Annotated in this window: 9 protein-coding genes; 3 read left to right on the forward strand and 6 right to left on the reverse strand. The window is 44.2% G+C overall.

Annotated elements, in window-relative coordinates; genetic code table 11:
- The first annotated feature begins 13 nt into the window (after nt 1–13).
- The 3 genes from ACTUJY_RS00255 (at nt 14) to ACTUJY_RS00265 (ending at nt 6,818) form a co-directional block, all read left to right on the forward strand.
- Nucleotides 14–2,290: a pre-peptidase C-terminal domain-containing protein gene (locus ACTUJY_RS00255; RefSeq protein ID WP_463614023.1), complete on the forward strand. Its 2,277-nt coding sequence runs from the start codon at nt 14–16 to the stop codon at nt 2,288–2,290.
- Between the two features lie 302 nt (nt 2,291–2,592).
- Nucleotides 2,593–3,615, forward strand: a complete 1,023-nt coding sequence (locus ACTUJY_RS00260; RefSeq protein WP_463614024.1) for a porin — start codon at nt 2,593–2,595, stop codon at nt 3,613–3,615.
- 86 nt (nt 3,616–3,701) lie between these two features.
- Nucleotides 3,702–6,818 carry a response regulator gene (locus ACTUJY_RS00265; RefSeq protein ID WP_463614025.1) on the forward strand — a complete coding sequence of 1,039 codons (3,117 nt, stop codon included), beginning with the start codon at nt 3,702–3,704 and terminating at the stop codon, nt 6,816–6,818.
- 12 nt (nt 6,819–6,830) lie between these two features.
- Here ACTUJY_RS00265 and ACTUJY_RS00270 read toward each other — a convergent pair whose 3' ends face one another.
- The 6 genes from ACTUJY_RS00270 to ACTUJY_RS00295 all read right to left on the reverse strand — a co-directional run bounded on the left by ACTUJY_RS00270 (nt 6,831) and on the right by ACTUJY_RS00295 (nt 15,244).
- Nucleotides 6,831–7,712, reverse strand: coding sequence for a GGDEF domain-containing response regulator (locus tag ACTUJY_RS00270; protein WP_463614026.1), 882 nt, complete (start codon nt 7,710–7,712; stop codon nt 6,831–6,833).
- Entirely contained in the window at nt 7,693–11,112 is a 3,420-nt protein-coding gene (locus ACTUJY_RS00275; protein ID WP_463614027.1) for a response regulator, read from the reverse strand. The genes ACTUJY_RS00270 and ACTUJY_RS00275 overlap by 20 nt, the downstream gene beginning before the upstream one ends.
- A gap of 239 nt (nt 11,113–11,351) precedes the next feature.
- Entirely contained in the window at nt 11,352–13,037 is a 1,686-nt protein-coding gene (locus ACTUJY_RS00280; RefSeq protein ID WP_463614028.1) for a sensor domain-containing diguanylate cyclase, read from the reverse strand.
- Between the two features lie 138 nt (nt 13,038–13,175).
- Nucleotides 13,176–13,907: an ABC transporter permease gene (locus tag ACTUJY_RS00285; protein WP_463614029.1), complete on the reverse strand. Its 732-nt coding sequence runs from the start codon at nt 13,905–13,907 to the stop codon at nt 13,176–13,178.
- 38 nt (nt 13,908–13,945) lie between these two features.
- Nucleotides 13,946–14,857, reverse strand: coding sequence for a copper resistance D family protein (locus ACTUJY_RS00290; RefSeq protein WP_463614030.1), 912 nt, complete (start codon nt 14,855–14,857; stop codon nt 13,946–13,948).
- A gap of 12 nt (nt 14,858–14,869) precedes the next feature.
- Nucleotides 14,870–15,244 carry a copper resistance CopC family protein gene (locus ACTUJY_RS00295; protein ID WP_463614031.1) on the reverse strand — a complete coding sequence of 125 codons (375 nt, stop codon included), beginning with the start codon at nt 15,242–15,244 and terminating at the stop codon, nt 14,870–14,872.
- Nucleotides 15,245–15,246: the final 2 nt, after the last annotated feature.

Consider the following 15,246-nt stretch of genomic DNA (forward strand, 5'->3'; position numbering starts at 1 on the left):
AAAGGTTCATAACATGAATTACAATAGAAAAAACCTCGCCACTCTGTTTTTAATGGCGTTTCTCTCGCTTTCCACAGCAACTCATGCAGAAAATATTTCTCCACTTTCACAAGAAGCGTCTGTACGCCTTGCTGAGCCACAACAGATGGTTTTGCCAACTTTAAATAATGAGCAATTACGTAGTCGTGATGCTCAAGCGCGCACTCAAACCACCACTCCGGTATTACAATACGCCGAGCCGGTTACGGTTGATGTGTCACCCCAATCCGGATGGCAACAAGTTCGATCGGTTTCCCACAGTGAGCGCATGTCAGTTTGGCGCATGACCGTGCAATCACCCGGTGCGTTATCGCTTAACCTTGGGTTTACCGAATTTTATATGCCGGCTGGCGGTGCGCTTTTCATCTACACGCCAAACGGTGAACACAAATTACGAGCCTTTACCGCCAAAGACAATGACGATCACGGCCAACTCTGGACCCCCATGCTCCCCGGAGATACGGCCGTACTGGAAGTGAATGTTCCGACCAACAAACGCCACTTTTTGCGTCTAAAATTAACGCGCGTCAATCATGGCTACTTGGGCGCATCGATGCGTCAGGTGTTCGACGCCATTACCATAGAGTCTGGTTCCTGCAACGTGGATGTGGTGTGCCCGGAAGGTGACGACTGGCGACAACAAATTCGTTCGGTTGCCGCGATCAGTACCGGAGGCAGTTTGTTTTGTACTGGGAGTGCACTCAACAATACGGCGAATGATGGCCGAGGATTTTTTCTCACCGCGGATCATTGCGGCGTAAATTCCGGCAATGCTGCCTCACTGGTCACTTACTGGAACTACGAAAACAGTTATTGCCGCACACCGGGCAGTGGTGACAGTGGTGGTGCAGGCGATGGCAGCCTCAACGACTTTAACACCGGAGCTACCTTTCGCGCTGGCTACGGCAACTCCGACTTTACTTTAGTTGAGTTGGATGACCCCTTTAATCCCGAACATCAGGTTTTCCTTTCCGGCTGGAACGCCAACCCAACACTCAACACTACCGCAGTGGGAATCCACCACCCCAACGTGGATGAAAAACGCATCAGTTTCGAGAACGACAACGTTGTACGTACCGACCAATACAGCAACTCGCCGAATCCAAACGGTACGCATGTACGAGTGATCGATTGGGATCTCGGAACCACCGAACCTGGCTCTTCGGGTTCACCATTGTATGACAACAATAAGCGCGTCATCGGTCAGTTAACAGGTGGTGGAGCAGCTTGCGGTAACAATTCCTCAGACTGGTATGGTGCCATGGCCGCCAACTGGAATGGCGGAGGTACCAACAGTACACGCGCCAGCAATTGGCTCGATGCCGCAAATACCGGGCAATTAGCAATCGATGGAATGGAAGCCACCAATGGCGGAGGCGGGCAAGATCCAAACGCCGCCTTCAGTTGGCAATGCGATCAATTAAATTGCAACTTCGATGGCTCAGGTTCGACCGATAACGATGGCAACATCGTCAGCTACACTTGGAGTTTTGGCGATGGCAATAACGGCTCTGGTGTTTCACCTTCGCACAGCTATTCATCGTCTGGCAATTACACCGTTACGTTAACCGTTACCGATAATGACAATCGATTCGACTCAGTCACTCATACCGTAACCGTTGGCGATGTGAATGATGGCGAGCTCACCAATGGCGTTCCAGTGAATAATTTATCCGGTACCACAGGAGACATTCAGGAGTTTTATTTGCAGGTTCCAGCAGAAGCGAGCCAAGTGACGTTCACTATGTCGGGCGGCAGCGGCGACGCTGATCTTTACGTACGTTTTGGCGCCAAACCCACCACCAGCAACTACGACTGCCGACCTTATACCAGTGGCAATAACGAAACCTGCCAGTTTAATGCGCAAACCGGCATTTATTATGTCATGGTGCGCGCTTACAACAGTTATTCAGGCGTTTCTCTGGTCGGCAGTTATCAAACCGGTGGCAGTGGCGACAGTGGCAGTAATCTTAACATTACCTTGAGTTCAAAAAGTTGGTTCCGTCATACCATTGAAGTGCCGGCTGGAACCGCTCAACTTACGGTTACGACTAGCGGCGGCTCTGGCGATGCCGACTTGTATTTGAATCATGGTACCGCACCAAGTACCAGTAACTTCGATTGTCGTTCGTGGAGTTATAGCAATAATGAATCTTGCGTGATCAATAATCCGGCGGCCGGCACTTGGCACGTGGGTGTTCATGCGTATCGCGCGATTTCAGGAGTGAATGAAGAGTGGGAGTATCAGTAATCATTCTTAATGTTAAAAGATGAGCTAACACCCATCCTATAAAATCTACGCACTTTTTTGTAAGATGGGTGCAGCGCAGCGAATCCCATCTTTTTCATTTTTTAATTTAATCCGATTTAAAAATACCTGTTTATGTGTCCTCGTGCTTAACCTCGTCGCCTGGAAATAACGTAGCGACTTTTGGGTTCTTTATTGAAGTTAATTGAACACTGCCACAATAATCCAAACAGATATAACCACAAAACACCGGATTTATCGACTACGCTTAATCAATCTGTTTTAAAACACATTCAAAAACACTGATGACGCGCCGATCACTACCGCTTTTGTTACTCATAAACACGCTCTTTTTAAACGCAACGGAGTTAACACCTTACGGACTGATTCACATATCCGTCGAGCAAGTTGACGATGGCAACGAAAGCAATATTGCGGTATCAAGCAACTCCTCCCGAATAGGGCTGGACGGCTCACACTTCCTCGCACCTAAATTGGAAACCTTTTTTAAGTTAGAGTGGCACTTAGGTGTCAGCGATGGTGCAGGAAAAAACCTCGCACGACGGAATCATTACTTGGGAATCAAAGGCAACTATGGTCTCCTCATTATCGGTCGTTACGATATGCCAACCAAACGACTGGGCAGACGCGCCGATCTTTTTTTCAGTTCGCAAGTGGGTGAAAACCGCGCAGTGACCGCTATTAATGGCTACGACGCTCGTTACGACAACAGCATCACCTATCGAAAAACCTTTTCCTCCGATTGGACATGGGACATTGCTTATGTGACCGATGCCAACTTTGATAACGCAAACAATCGCATCGACGATAATCGAAACCAAGTGTTCTCCAGCAGTTTAAAATATCAAAAATCAGCCTTGATGTTAGGTATCGCCGTGGAAGAAAAAAGTGGTAATGCACTTAATGGCCCAGATGCTAGAGCCTTGCGAGCGGTCGTCAATTACTCGCAACGCAATCATCGTTTGACCGGTTTTTTTGAGTCCGCCAAAAATATTGCATTTACCAATACTAACAGAGACCTTGTAGGCATTGGCTGGTCACTGCGTGACGAAACAGTCACCTACAAAACGGCTTTTTATTACGCGGACTCGCTATCCAACAGTACTCAAACCGGTTTCCGCTTAATCTCGGTAGGTGTCGATAAATCATTTTCGGAAAAATTCATCGGTTACATCACATTTGCGACGGTGTTGAATCAAAACCAGGGCGATGGTGCGGTGATTGGCGTGGGTCATGACGGACAAATTACCCCTATAACCGGAAAAGATAACTACGCCTTAAGTTTAGGTGGAATCCTTCGGTTTTAGCGCTGAAAAGTGAATTCTCCCTGATCCTCAACTACTATATTAATGAATCGAAAATAAAGCCTGAAACGGCCATAGAAAAAAGACCTATGCCTTTAAAGCGAAGCATTCTTATCTCCTACCTCTTGCTATCGTTAGTGCCAGTCACCTTATTTGGCATCATAACCTACTGGCGAGTCTCTCATCATATTGAGCAAGCCGCCATCGAACAATTACAGGCGTTACACAAAATTCAAACCCATCGCTTGAAAGAACTGATCAAACATTACCAGGATAAAGTGGCCTTAATTGCGAGCCGCACGAAGCTGCGCCTTTTGGTCAGTGACAGTTTAGTGCGTCAACTGAATAAAAATGAAAAAAACCTGCTGAATAAAATTTTATCCGATTCAATTTGGTCGGTTGACGGTTTTAAAACCGCCTCACTTTTCAACACCAGTTACAGTGTTATCGCTTCCGCCAGTCGCAATGAAAGCCAACAAGCCGCCCCCAATACCAATCAAATGTTAAATGCGGCTCATTACCTTATACACAAAGATTCGAGCGGTGAACTGGAACTTCGATTAAAGCTGCCCTTGATTTTGGACGAACGATTACTCGGGTATCTGATGGTTTACATCAGCGCCGATGTATTTTTGAATATCTTTAATGAATATCAGGGCATGGGGTTGACCGGAGAGACACAGCTGGCCCGGCGAACCGAACACGGTGACATTATATTTTTACACAACTTAAGGTTCACTAGTAATTCAGCACTCGAGCCGCACGTAACCATTGCCGAAAATCGCTATCCGATGACACAGGCTTTTGAAAACAGTAACCCTAAAGTCATCCGTCACTTAAAAGACTATCGAGGTGTACCGGTTGTGGCCATCGCTTCACATATTCCGGAACTCAACTGGGGAATTGTCACCAAAAAAGATCACTCGGAAATCGTAGCGCCGTTAAAAGAAGAGCTTTTTTTCTACTCGTTAATTTTAATGTTGCTTACCGCAATTTCCGTGATCGTTGCCTTACTCACCGCCAATAAATATTCGGTTCCCATTGCCAACTTGGTCAACAGCATTCGAAAAATAAAAGCGAACCACCTATCCGCGCGAATAAACAAATTACCGGACAATGAATTTGGTGAACTCGGAGCTGCGTTTAACCAATTGCTCGATCACATAAAAGAAATCAATGACAACCTGGAACAACAAGTCGATGACCGAACAAAAGATCTCAAAGAAGCGCAAACCAAAGCCAATGATGCCAACGTCGCTAAAAGTCGCTTTTTAGCTAATATGAGCCACGAAATACGCACGCCCATGAACGGTGTAATCGGTGTGATTGAACTGCTGCAAGATACAACTCTCGATGAGAAACAGCAAAAGTACGTAACGCTAATTGACAACAGCGCACATTCTTTATTGAATATTTTAAATGCCATATTGGATCTTTCGAAAATTGAAGCCGGCAAACTGGAAGTGGAAAGTACGGACTTTAATTTCGAAGACAAACTGGGCGATATTGTGAAAGGTTTTGCACCAACCGCTTACAATAAAGGATTAGAGTTGCATTATCGTGTATCCAATTTAGTGCCGGCCTGGTTGAAGGGTGATGTGGTCAAGTTTTCACAAATTATGTACAACTTACTGGGCAACGCATTAAAGTTTACTCGCAAAGGGCAGGTGTGGGTAACCGCTGATATCGACGAAAAGGCGCCTCATAAGTTCTCTCCAGGAGACGCTGTACAATTAAAAATAAAAGTGGGCGACACAGGTATTGGTATTCCAGCGGATAAACAGGAATCGATTTTCGATTATTTTACGCAAGCCGAGAGCAGTACCACTCGTGAATTTGGAGGCTCGGGTTTGGGGTTAAACATTGTCGCCAGATTGGTCAAGCTGTTAGGGGGCGACATTGCGGTAAACAGTACAATAAATAAAGGTTCCGAGTTTACGCTCAAACTGACGTTTGCTGTCGCAGAAGCGAACGAACAAGCGCTCGAATCAGCAATGACCATTTCTGGTGATTTTATCGGTAGTAAACACATTTTGATTGTTGATGACAACAACATTAACCGCTTGTGGCTGGTTGATATTGCAATGTCGTGGGGTGCAAAAGCGCAAACTGCTGACTCTGTTGACGAAGGCATTCATATTTTAAAGCAAGTACAAAGGCAGTCGAGACACTACGATATTTTAATTCTGGACAAACAAATGCCAGGCAAAAGTGGGTACGATTTTATTCACGAAGCCCAAAAACAATCCGTTAAACTGCCCGAGTCGATCATCATGTTGTCTTCTGCGCAAGATTCTGGCGACGTAAAAAAAGCACAACAAATGGGTATTCATAAATATTTAATGAAACCCATTAAACGCTCGGAAATGTACGATGCCATTAACGAAACGCTGTACAAGCAAACAGCAAAATCCATGGGAGGCGCAAAATCCACTGCCACTACTCAGGAGTACCCCGTACTGGTAGCCGAAGACAATAAAGTCAATCAACTCATTGTTGAAGGTTTACTAAAACGACTGGGGTATCCCTGCCATAGTGTCGAAAACGGCATTATGGTCATAGAAGCAGCGCTAACACATCGCTATCCAATCATTCTGATGGATGTTGAAATGCCTCTGCTCGATGGTTTACTGGCAACTGCGTTTATCAAATCGTATACCGAAGTCACGAACACAACCCTTTTTATTATTGGTGTCACCGCGCGCGCCTTTAAGGAAGACGAAAAAAATTGCTTGGAAGCGGGTATGGACGATTACCTCAGCAAACCGATCCAAACCCATGTTCTGCAACAAAAACTCGCGCATTGGTCGACTCAATGTAAAACACAAAATATCAACATCGTGCCATCCAATAAAGCGTCACCGGAAAAAGAAGCTTCCGACGAATCCCATATCGTTCACCTTAAGTTTACCGACAAACACATTTCCCTTGCCTCGCTTAAAGAAAAACTCGAAGAAATTGCGCTTTGTATTGCGCTGCTTTACAAACACTTTCAGGAAGATAATCCAGAAGCGTTCAAGCAAAATCTGACTCGATTAAACGAATGTATTGATTCTATTGCATCACCGGAGTTGATGGACCACCTACGCAGTTTAGAAAAGTCCGAATTTTTACAGACAATGGATCAACCCGAGTCATTAGAGTTATGGAAAACAATGAAAAAGGAACTATTCGTATTTTACCGCCAGTTATTTTTGCATTTATAAAAAACAGTACAGTTAACCCAATACCACGCAATTACGCCCTTGCTCTTTCGCCTGATACAATGCCTGATCGGCTCGAACAAAAGTAAACTCAGGAGAGCTGTCTGAGCCTTCGCGCATGGTAAGGCCAATACTCACGGTTAACGGCAAGCGTAAATCATCCGCTAACTGGAGTGAGGTATCTTCTACTGCTTTTCGAATTCGCTCAGCGACTTGAACAGCGCTGGCTTCATCCGCAGAAGGCAGTACCGCTAATAATTCTTCGCCGCCATAGCGACCAAGATAGTCGTACTGTCGTAATTCTTGCTGAACCACAGTAGCAAAATGTCGAAGCGCGTCGTCACCAATTTGGTGACCATAATCGTCATTGACACGCTTAAAGTTGTCTAAATCCAGTACCAAAATCGATAGATGCGTATTTTCACGCTGCGCTCGACGCCATTCATTATTATAAAACTCCAAAATCATGCGCCGATTCCATATATTCATCAGCTCGTCGTTTTGTGCGTAAGTGGTTAAACGTCGCTCTTGTTCAATGATTCGCCGTCCAACGCGAATACGAACGCGCAGCTCTTCAGGAACAAAGGGCTTGGTAATAAAATCATCCACTCCGGCATCCATCGCTTCCACCAGATAATCCGTTCCTTTACGGCTGGTCACCATAATTACATAGAAAAAACGATTTTGCTGCGCTCTCAACTTTTTACAAAACTCCACACCATTTAGCCAAGGCATCATCCAGTCAATAATAAGCAGCTGTAAATCTTGATGTTGCTCAACCAAATCCATCGCCTGCAAGCCGTCTTCCACATTCAACACTTCGTAGCCCCAGCGTTTCAGCGTTTCTCTCAGTGCTAACTGAGTGACCAAATCGTCTTCAGCTATTAGCACTTTCATGGAGGCTGGTGCTATTATCTCTGTGTTGTTTTGCATAATCAGTTAACTCAAGTTGAAATTGTTGCAGACGGTTTTTCAATGACTGCCAATGCGGTTGAAATTGGCTTTCATTTTCTTCTTTCGCGTAACTTTCGGCCTCTTCAAAACGTTGAACCAATTCCGACGTGCACAGATTTGCGACCATACCTTTGGCTTTGTGCAGTGTTTTATTCAATTGCGAAAAGTTTCTTTGCTCTATGGCGTCGTCCACCGAGAGTATTTCTTGGGGCAACAATTGCAACGTCATATCACATAATTGAACAATCAATCCAACATTATTGTCCGACACTTGAAGCGCTCGTTGTTCACTGAAATAATCAAAATTGAATGACTTGACGGCTTCGCTTTCAGTATGCGACGTCATGATTGGAGAATAGTTAACCCTAATCTCATTCGACTGTAATGCCTGATTGGATGTAGACTTTTGTTCAAGCTCTTGTTTAATAGACTGTGTTTGTTCAATAGACGTATTTTCGGCTTTATGGTTTTCCAACGTTTGCAGTAACAAACGTGAGTTAATGGGTTTACTCAAATAATAGTCCATTCCAGCTTTTAAACAAACTTCCTTGTCGCCCGTTAATGCATGTGCGGTAAGTCCGATGATGCGCGTGTGTTTATCCGTGCCTTTTTCAAGCTTTCGAATGCGTCGTGTAGCTTCCAGACCATCCATTTGTGGCATTTGTACGTCCATAAAAATGGCATCGTAGTGGGTATCCCGACAAAAATAAACCGCATCTTTACCATTATCCACCAGCTCCACTCGATGACCACGTTGTTCCAGCAAATCCAATATCAATCGCTGATTTACTGGATTATCTTCCGCGACCAGTACATGAAGCTTTTTCTGATCCGACACGAGTTTGTCTTCCGGCTGAAACACTTGAGTCTCTGGCAAAAGTTGCAAAGTCGATACTAACGAATTAAAAACTTCCGATTGTTTTACCGGCTTAACTAAATAACCATTTATGTTCAACTCATCGATAACTCGGGTGTCGTCGCTGGTATAGGCCGACGACAACATAATAATGACTTTCGGCTTGCTGATATTGTTTTCACTGAGCCGCTCAATCATTTGAAAGCCATTCACTTTCGGCATGTGCTTATCGACCAGTATTACATCAAACCCTTGTTGCTTTTTTTCCGCCTCACGAATCAACTCTATGCCTGCCTCAGCCGAAGCCGCGACTGAAACATTAATACCCCACGCTTGCAACATATCTTTCAACCAACGTTGATTAATTTCGTTATCGTCCACTACTAAGCAATCCAGTTGGTGGAGTCTTTCCGGGTCGGTGTACCAAGGCGTTAATGACTGCATCTCTTCTTGTTCAGCACGGCCGACCTTAACTGGAATTTTAAGATGAATGCGCGTGCCAATGTCGGGCTCGCTTTCAATCTGAATCTCACCTCGCATGATCTCCACCAATTGCCGCACGATGGTTAAACCAAGACCGGTCCCACCGTATTGTCGTGTGGTGGATGTGTCAGCCTGCTGAAAGGGCTCAAAAATGTGAGCCAGCTTTTCTTTGGATATGCCAATGCCACTGTCGTTTACATGAATACACAATTTGAATGGTTCGCCTGGAAGACTTTGCTTTAACTCTTCAGCATGAACCTCCACCGAAATGGTGCCTTTATTGGTGAACTTCACCGCATTGCCGACCAAGTTAAACAGAATTTGTCCCAGCCTTACCGGATCGGCTTCCACCCATTGCGGAACATTAGGCGATATATAAGTGTTGAGTTCAACTCGGCTAGCGTGTACTCGGGGAGCAAAACTTTTCAAAATATCGCCAATGTGTTGATCCAGTGAAAACACCACCAGCTCCAGCTCCATTTGACCCGCTTCTATTTTCGAGATATCCAAAATATCATTCAGAATATTTAACAAAGATTCAGCCGAGGTTTGTATCAGTTTTAAGTATTCCTGTTGCTTGCTGTCCAATTCGGTTTGCCCCAATAATTCGGCAATACCGATCACACCGTTCATTGGTGTACGAATTTCATGACTCATGTTGGCGAGAAATTCACTTTTGGCCTGATTGGCCCGGTCGGCTTCAATTTTTAACTCTTGCAGATGCGCCATAAGCTTTCTTTCGTCCGAAACCTCTCGGTTACTACCAATCATGCGCAATACGTCACCTTTTTCGTTATACACGTAACAGGCTGCGGCCTTAATGTGCTTAATCCGTCCATCGGGCATTAACAAGCGAAACTCATGGCTCCAGTTGCACTTTTCTCGCAACGCTTTTTGTATTGAGGCTTCCGTTTCAACCACATCGTCCGGATGAACTCTTTCGCGCCAGATGGCATATAAAAGGCCTTTGCCTCGTTCCAATTCTGGCGTCTCGTATATGGCGTGCATGGATTCATCCCAAACCAAATTGTCGTTACCCAGCTCCCACTCCCAAATGCCCAACCCTGAAGCGTCCGTCGCCAGCTCTAAACGACGACGCGCTTCCACCAATTCATGGGTGATTTTTTGCTTGCTGTTAATTTGCCTACGCAACTGCTCTGCTTGCGTAACGCCGCGAGCCCAAGAATAAAACAAAATGGAAATCGCTAAACTAATCGCCAATCCGCCTAGTAAAACAGCGTAATTTCTGCTGTAACCGAAATCCTGATACGACTGCGCGCTGTAAGACAGTTGACCGGACCACTTCACATTACCCACCGATACGGGAAAGCTGACGACTTTATTTTTATTTAAAAGTTGGCCAAGTTGAAAAATGAGTTTGTCGCCATCATTCACCGTTAGCGCAAACGCATGATCACGGAAAAATTGCGTTTCCGGCTCTAATAAAGCATCGGCACTGAATAACGCCATTAAATATTTGCGTTGAATTACTCCCTTAGCATTACGCCACTCCATAGGTATTTTTACCAAAAACGCATCTTCCTGCTCGAGCATGGTGGTGGTTCGACTCACCAACACATCTGTCACAAGTGTCTCACCGTTCTGTTGACTTTTGAGTTCACCATCGAATTTAAAAATGCCAGGCCGCTCAAAAATCATAAAGTATCGATTTTGCGGCTCTAGCCATTGTAATTTGTTGGTGTCATCAACAATGGCAAGCGCACGCAATGCCTTAAACTGTTCAATATACGATTGTGCATCTATACGCCAACTGGGCTCACTCAATCCTTGATTTACTTGCCAGCGACTTTTCATCCGTTGCAGCGCCGTAATGTGCATTGCCCAATGCAACTGGAAAGACGACTGCAGCTGTCCTTTTAATAAACGTAATTTTTGATTTGCCAGTTCTTGCGTTCTGGATTCCAACCCATACCAAACGACAATCGTCATACCGATCAAAACCAAACCGATACCAGAACTGATCCAAAGACTTTTCGCTTTCATATCGAGCAGCGTTTTCCTCTACATTAACAGCCAACCATTCTCACAGCGAGATTAACAAGTAAACTGTTCAACTATCAATGAGTTATTTGGCAAGTATAGCTCATCGAGAGGCACTTACTACGCTTTTAATCGATAAAAAGCAGTGGTTTCGAGTGAACTTTCGGAATTACTTCTATTGAAGAATTGGTGAGCGTTTATCGAAGATAATTTCAGTATTTCAACTTCAGTTGGCCATTCGATTAATGGTTATTTTGGCTTAAATTTTTTAATTGGGCGACAACGGAAAAATCAGAGAATTGAACAACGCGATTCCTTCCTAATGCTTTGGCGCGGTAAAGCGCTTCATCCGCTTTTTGCAATAATTGATTGAGCGTATCGGTTGAGTCATTAAGGTAGGAAACACCAAAGCTACACGTAATTTGAAACATATTCTTATCGGCTTTAAACTCAATTTCATTTAATTGTTGCCGAATACGCTCTAAAAGTTGCACGGATGTGCTTTCGGATGCATTGGGTAAAACAATACAAAACTCTTCACCACCTATTCGAGCTAAAATATCGGATTCTCGAAGTACTTCTTTTAAAAAAAGTGCGGCTTTTTTCAGCACGTTATCGCCAACCGCGTGCCCCCAGTTGTCATTGATGGACTTAAAGTGATCAACATCCATGATGACGCAAGCGAGCGGATGCCCATAGCGCTTAGCTCGATTGATTTCCTGCTCAAGCCTTTCGTTTAAATATCGCCGGTTATACAACCCTGTTAGGTGGTCGGTTAATGCAATGGCATCGAGCTGCCTCTTTGCTTCATCGCGCTGTTTGGTGCGCTCTATAACTTGTTCATTCAACCGGTCATTGGATGCCTTCAACGAGCGTACGATATCGTTAAAGTGATGCGTCAATTCTTTCACTTCGAGCCATCCCCTTGAATTGGAGTAACTCTTAAGGTTACCTTGACTGACTGACTCCGCATGCACTTTAAGTTGCTCAATGGGTTTTGAAATATAAAAAGAAAAACCAATACCAATCAATACGGCCAAAACAACAATCACAAATTCGAGCCAATAAATGACGCTGATTTGTTGACGAATCAAAGTAATCACTTCGGATTCATTTATTTTGGCCACCAACCCCCAGTCGAGCTCTTTAATATACCGCGTGTAAGCAAGAACGGGCTTGTCTATGTAATCGACTGCCTGACTCATTAAAATTTCATTACCCAATAAAGCCTGTACGATTGGTACATCAATACGATCGCTCCCCACTTTCCGGTTAAATGCAGCTTGATGATCATATTTAAGCGGCACAGCAAAAAGCGCATCACCGGAGTTATCTCGTACGGCAAGCATCCATTCTCCTGTTTGACCAAGACCGTGCCTGTCTTTCACCAGCTCCGAAACAAAGTCAGCATAAAATGAAACGCGTACGTACCCTAACTTTTCGTGTTCAAGCAATAATCGATCAGTACTCGAAATAAAGGTACTCTCTGCGTCTCCAGATAGTTCGATAAACGGCAATTGGGCACCTGGTTTTTTGATCGTTTTGCTCTTAGACGATTTCGATGTCGAAACAATGAGATGACCTTCCAGATCGTACAAAGCAATTTCCTTTACCCGCGATAAACTGTTTTCAGCATCCAATAGAATACGTTTCACGGTATTCAAGTGAGCTTCCTCACCTGTTTCAAACCATTTCTTTAAGCTCATACGCATTTGTGTTCGGCTTGATACGAGTAATGTATTGTCTTTAAGGCGCTCAATCGCCATTAATACACGTTGTTTGGCAATTTGAGAAAGCGTGGCCAAATTGCTTTCAATGTGAGAGCGATACAATTGACTGGTGTATTCATTGAGGTAGTGCAAGCTAATAATTAAAGGAATAACGCCAAGCAAAACAAACCCAAATATCAGCAGATACTTCAATTTCATTAGGCGGTGCCTTGATTTCGATATGAAATGACAAAAAATTCAATTACAAAAGCATAGCTCAAAAAACTATAATTAACTGACGTTCACGCCATTATTCGACAATTGAGATAACACAAAAATCTCAGATAGACATGAATACTAATGTATTTTGTCAGTACGTCGATTCACTAGCTTTTTCTCACTCAACACAAGAAAAAGGGCAGAAGAAATTCCTGCCGCCGCAAACACCATGCACATCACCATGATTTGATAGCGCGCCGCGATTAAAGGCGAAACACCCGATAGAATTTGTCCTGTCATCATACCTGGCAAGGAGACTAAACCCACGGCAAACAATGCATTGGTAATAGGAATTAATGAAGCTCGATAAGCAATGGTTCGCGCTTTCACGAAATCGTTACTTTGCTCAAATTCCGATAGTAATCGCTCGGCACACAAGCTGACGCTGTTCATAGCGTTCGCAAAGATCATTCCTGCAAGCGGAACAACATAACGAGGTGAATACCAAGGAGAGACATCTAAGACCCACTGTGTAATCACGTATAATACAAAACACCCACCCACCGTAATAGCGAATATTGAGTTCAGGAGTAATGCTTTTCGGTGCTGTTTTACGGTTCGTAAAGAAATCCAACTCGAAGCCGAAATCATGACCACCAATACGAGCAGTACAATCGAGGCATTTTCAGCGTTAAAAATAAATGCTAGAAAATACCCTACAATCATAAGTTGCACCAACATCCGGACGAGTCCGTAGCTGGCTTCTTTAACATCGGCAGACCATTTATATAAAACAAACAAAACGATCAGCGCAATGCTTAAAGCGACGCTTAAATCGTGTATCGACAAAATCGGTAACGTGTCACTCATGGGCTAATGTCCTTTGATTAACCTTGAATTGTACTTGTTTAATGCGAAGGACCTACCCAGCTGGTCAACCCCGAAGTAATGAATAGCAATATAAGTCCAACCCACATCTCCTTACCAATACTCCCAGCGAGCAATATACGATGATGATTGGCTGAGCTTACTTGCAATAACGATGGCACACGTACTAATTTATGCCACGCAGCGATCCCTAAAAGGATCAAAAATGCCAATAATTTGCTGAGCAACCAAAGTCCATACGCAGTTTCCCAAAGTTGTTGCCAGTGTTCGAACAATTCAACGGCCATTAATATCCCCGCCAACATCAGAAACACAACCGCCACGACAGCGACTCGACCATAAGCGTGCGTTAAGGAATAAAGCTGATTCGTCGAAAGGTGGTAACAAGCCACTTTCAATGGCCATAATGTGCCAAGCCAACAAAGCGCAACGCTTACGTGCACGTTAAGCAAAAGCTTAACGGCTTCTGAACTTTGAGCTAAATGGCCCTCTTCGCTGAATGAACGAGACAAAAGAAGTAAAGCGAATAACCATAACATTAAGTTAAGGCGCAGTATCCATACCTTACTGCTTTTTAAACTTAAGAGGATTGCAACGAGTAAACTTATGAATCCAACCAAACGCAGCAATAGCATCGTTGATACGCCAGTATGCCAAAGCATCTCGATCACGGTGGAATCCCACATGCCGGTCCATCCGCTTTCTGCAAAGGCCCCTACACGCACGAAAAAATAAATTGGCAATATCAGCAGCCCAAGAAAAATTCCCAACATGCTAAATCTTTGCACTTTTTGTCGAAGCGTGGGGTTACTGTTCATGCTAAAAGCAGACAAAATCTGGCTCATAAGCACGCCACCCACACCCATACCCATGGATAAATACAACATCACTTTACTGAGTAGCGAGGCCCATGCCCATGCATCAAACGCCAAAACAAGCTCCTGTTATTGATGTAAGTTTTCGTCTGTCTGCGGCTGAACAAATGAAAAATGAAAAGTGCCTTTCATTTTATGAGCATCACGACTCATCACCACCCACTCGACCTGATAATTCCCCTCATTCAAACTGGGTAAATTAAATGTAAACGATGTTTTCGATGTCAATTGCGATTTAAAATTAAAGTCAATGCTTTCACCTTCACGACTCAACGTTAATTTAACCAATCGCACTGCCTGGCTAAAAGAGAGCATTAAGTGTTGCGGACTTTGTTGCACAACCGCCCCTTCACCCGGTTCTGTTGCGATGAGCTTTGAATGCGCCCATACAGAAGCGTTGAATCCGACAAAAAGTAAAATAAATAATTTTTTAAAAAGGGCCATAT

This window comes from Pleionea sp. WD8-19, from assembly GCF_055326765.1.